The 3,931-nt window shown below is 69.9% G+C and carries 4 protein-coding genes; 3 read left to right on the top strand and 1 reads right to left on the bottom strand.

Annotated features, from left to right (window positions below; genetic code table 11):
• The first annotated feature begins 57 nt into the window (after positions 1-57).
• Complete coding sequence (locus ACFWY9_RS29225) at positions 58-759, top strand: LysR family substrate-binding domain-containing protein (RefSeq protein ID WP_378340398.1); 702 nt, start codon at positions 58-60, stop codon at positions 757-759.
• Here ACFWY9_RS29225 and ACFWY9_RS29220 read toward each other — a convergent pair.
• Positions 723-932 carry a hypothetical protein gene (locus ACFWY9_RS29220; RefSeq protein ID WP_378323744.1) on the bottom strand — a complete coding sequence of 70 codons (210 nt, stop codon included), beginning with the start codon at positions 930-932 and terminating at the stop codon, positions 723-725. The two genes, ACFWY9_RS29225 and ACFWY9_RS29220, sit on opposite strands and share 37 nt — an antisense overlap.
• A gap of 307 nt (positions 933-1,239) precedes the next feature.
• On the opposite strand from ACFWY9_RS29220, the gene ACFWY9_RS29215 reads away from it, so the two are divergent.
• Positions 1,240-2,691, top strand: coding sequence for an amidase (locus ACFWY9_RS29215; RefSeq protein WP_378323742.1), 1,452 nt, complete (start codon positions 1,240-1,242; stop codon positions 2,689-2,691).
• A 305-nt stretch (positions 2,692-2,996) separates the two neighbouring features.
• Positions 2,997-3,737 (top strand): glycoside hydrolase family 75 protein, encoded by a 741-nt coding sequence (locus ACFWY9_RS29210; protein WP_378323741.1) that lies wholly within the window; start codon positions 2,997-2,999, stop codon positions 3,735-3,737.
• Positions 3,738-3,931 lie beyond the last annotated feature (194 nt).

The raw sequence follows: 3,931 nt of genomic DNA, 5'->3' as shown, positions 1-3,931 counted from the left end.
CCCGGCCCCCCCGCCCTCTGTCAGCGCGCTCTATCCGACCGCAGATGTCCCCCCCCCGTGCGCGTGCCGGTGGGCGCCGCGGCCCCGCGCCCCCCCGCGACGGCGGCACCCGGCCGGTTGACCGTCGGTTACTCCGGAGGTCTCATCGTCACCCCAGCCACCAGCGCGCTACGCCGCCGGCGCCCGGAAGCCGAGGTGCGGACGGTGCACCTCGGCTGGTGCCGGCCCGCCGAAGGCCTGCTCGACCGCCAGGTCGACGCCGTGGTGGCACGGCTGCCGTTCCCGGACGACGGCCTGCGGGTCACGCACCTCTACGACGAGCCGCGAGCGGTGGTGGTCCGCCGCGACCACCGGCTGGCCGCGCGGCCGTTCCTCACCCTCGAGGACATCGCCGACGAGCCGCTGCCCTGGGTTCCCGGAACCGATCCCGCGTGCGCGGCCTTCTGGCGGCTGGAACCGCGCCCGGACGGACGCCCCGCGCCCAAGGGACCCGCGATGAACGCCCTCGACGACACGTGGGAGTTCGTCGCGGCCGGTGACGCCGTCGCCGTCACGTTCCTCAGCCACGCTCAAACCGTCCGGCCCGACCTCACGCTGGTCCCCTTGCGCGGCGTCGAGCCCAGCCACGTCGTACTGGCGACGCGCGCCGACGACAACGAGCCCCTCGTCTCGGAGTTCCGCCGCTGCGCCGTCACGCACCTGGCGCCATCCGACAGGCTCGATCAGCCGATCGGTGGTGCGAGGTACTCCAGCGCATAACCATCGCCGGACGGGGTTACGCGGGCGATGCCGGGCGAGTCGAGGTGGGCGCCGGCCACGAAGTGGTGTGGCTGGGTCAATTGTTCGAGAAGGGCCGCTCGGGCCTGGGACTGGTTGCCGTCGAGCTCCCAGGACATGTCCGGCTGATCGAACTGGAGCGTGGGAGCGTGCACGGTGTGGACAGTGCGAAACAGGACGGCTATTGCCCGTCGGCAACAATGTGCAGGGAAAGGCCCCATGGGTGATCGGGAAAATCAACGGTCAGTGGGCAGGAATTGAGACATCCATCCTGTTGCACGACGCGGTATTCCATGGCCTGTGCGGGCGGAGTTTCCCGCTGTCGGCGCTGTGACCTGCGGTGGGCCGCCTTCGGTGGGGGAGCGAGTGCGCGACTTCGCCGGCGAAGACGGCCCGTTCGGCCTCCCTGTTGCGTGAACCGGCGTTTTATGTCCGCTGTGGCAGGCCGATAGCGTCGGATTCATGGAGTGGAATTTTCGGACGGCGGAAGAGCTCGCGGCCGCGTTGCGTGCCGGTGAGGTGACCTCGGTGGAACTGACCGACGAGGCGATCGCTCGTATCGAGCGGGACGACAAAGTGATCAACGCGATCTGCGTGCCGGACTTCGACCGTGCGCGGGCCGCCGCGCGGGAGGCCGACCAGGCGCGCGCCCGCGGCGAGGATCGGCCACTGCTCGGTGTTCCGGTGACGGTCAAGGAGTGCTACAACGTCGCCGGGCTGCCCACGACCTGGGGCATGCCGCCGCACCGGGACTTCGTGCCTGCCGAGGACGCGGTACAGGTCTCGCGGCTCAAGGCCGCGGGCGCGGTGGTGCTCGGTAAGACCAATGTGCCCTTGGGGCTGCAGGACATCCAGAGCTTCAACGAGATCTACGGCACCACCAACAACCCGTGGGATCACGGTCGCACGTCGGGCGGATCCTCCGGCGGGTCGGCGGCGGCGCTGGCGTGCGGGTTCGGCGCGTTGTCCATCGGCTCCGACATCGCCGGTTCGCTGCGCACCCCCGCGCATTTCTGCGGCGTCTACGCGCACAAGCCGACACTCGGGCTGGTGGCGAACCGCGGTATGGTCCCGCCGGCCATGCCGGCATTGCCGGTCGACCTCGACCTCGCCGTCGTCGGTCCGATGGCGCGCACCGCCCGCGACCTCGCGCTCCTGCTCGACGTCATGGCGGGGCCGGACCCGCTGACACTCGGCGTGGCGCACCGGCTGGCGCTGCCGCCCGCCCGCCACGACCGGCTCCGCGACTTCCGGGTCCTGGTCCTCGACGAGCATCCGTTCGTTCCGACCGGGGCCGCTGTGCGGGCGGGCGTGAACCGGGTGGCCGGCGCGCTCGTCGACGGCGGCGCCCACGTCGAACGGCGCAGTCCGCTGCTGCCCGATCTGGCCGAGGCCGCGACGCTCTACATGCAGTTGCTGATTTCGGGCTCCGTCGCGCGGTTTCCCATCGAATCGCAAGAGCAGTTGCGGCTCCACGTCGCCGGACTGAGCGCGGACGACCGGAGTCTCGACGCCGCGCGTCTGCGCGCCATGATGTTCAGCCACCGCGAGTGGATCGAGGCGAACAACGGCCGCGAACTCCACCGCCACGGCTGGCGGCGGCTGTTCGCCGAGTTCGACGCCGTGGTGTGCCCGATCACGCCGACGCCCGCGTTCCCGCACGACCACCACCCCAATCCGATGGAACGGCGCATCGACATCGACGGCGTCGAGTACCCCTACTTCGACCAGCTCGTCTGGGCCGGCCTGGCCACCATGCCCGGCCTTCCGGCCACCGCCATACCCGCGAGCCGGTCGCCCGAGGGACTGCCGGTCGGAGTACAGCTCATCGGTCCGATGTTCGAGGACCGCACCCCGCTGCGGCTGGCCGAACTGCTCGAGCGGAAGATCGGCGGCTTCCAGGCGCCGGAGTAGGGCGCACCGGCCGGGATACGGCGGGGACAGGCGTTGTCCACAACGCACGTCCCCGCCGCAGGAGGCGAACATCGGGAACAGTGGCTACTCACCCCGCGCCTACTGCTCGCGGTCCAAATTGGACCCGCCTGCGTTCCGATCAGCGGGAGCTGTCCCGATGGTCGGAATCCGGGGCGGCGGCCTTGAACTTTCTCGAGTCGAGCTCGTGACACGGGGCGGTCATGGGTGGTTCCATATGTTAGGAAGTTTTCCTAACATATGCTGGAGGTCGCCCGGTGATGTCATCCTCCCGAAGGCGTTTCGCGGTGGTAGGCGCTGCTCTGGCGCTCGCCGCGCCGCTCGCTGTCAAGTCCGCCGACGCAGCCACGACGAACACCAGCGCCGCGGCGGCCCCGTCGTACACGGCCGCTCAGGTGCTGGCCGGCGTCAAGAAGAACAGCACGGACGCGAACAAGGTCAACAGCAAACCGCACATCAACACCATGACACGGGCCAAGAACGTGAACGTGTACCAGGTGGTGAAGGGCGTCTACGCCTACGGTTCCGGCCTGGCGGTCGACACCGACGGCAGCGACCCCGACCCCGATCCGGACCACCAGGGCACCACGACGTTCAAGGACAGCAACGGGAAGTCCCTTGGCGCGCACCACGTGCCGTTCTACGTGCTCGGCGACGACTGCTACGACAAGAAGAGCCCCTGTCCGCACTTCTTCTACAAGGAGCACGGCATCAAGGGCAGGCAGTTCGCGCTGATGTTCTACAAGAGCAAGGTCATCGGCGCGATCTTCGGCGACACGCAGACCGCGAACGACCAGGACACCTCGGACAACGACTCCCGTGAACTGGGTGAAGCGTCGGTGAAGGCGGCGTCGCTGCTCGGCATCAACAGCAGCGGCACCGACGGCGGTGTCGACAACGGCGTGACCGTGGTGATCTTCTCCGGCTCGGACTGGGTCGTGAACGGTACGAACTCCACTCTGAACGCCAACGCCCAGGCGATGGTCAGCAAGGCGCTGGACAGCCTCGGCTCGAGCATGCACCTCTGATCCCCGCACCGGACCCACGCAGAACGCGATTACCACCATGGACGCCGAAGGCGAAGTGGGCGGGAGCGCGTTCTGCGCGGTGTGGGGGGGGGGGGGGCCCCCCCGGGCCCCCCCCCCCCCCCCCCCCCCCCCCGCGGGGGCCGCCGCGGGCCCCCCCGCGGCGGGGGCGCCAGACGCGCCACGCGGCCGAACGG

The organism is Amycolatopsis sp. NPDC059027, from assembly GCF_042739735.1.
In the GTDB taxonomy this organism is placed as follows: domain Bacteria; phylum Actinomycetota; class Actinomycetes; order Mycobacteriales; family Pseudonocardiaceae; genus Amycolatopsis.
Note: the sequence above shows the minus strand (reverse complement) of the source record. Positions and strands in the feature narration are given on the sequence as shown.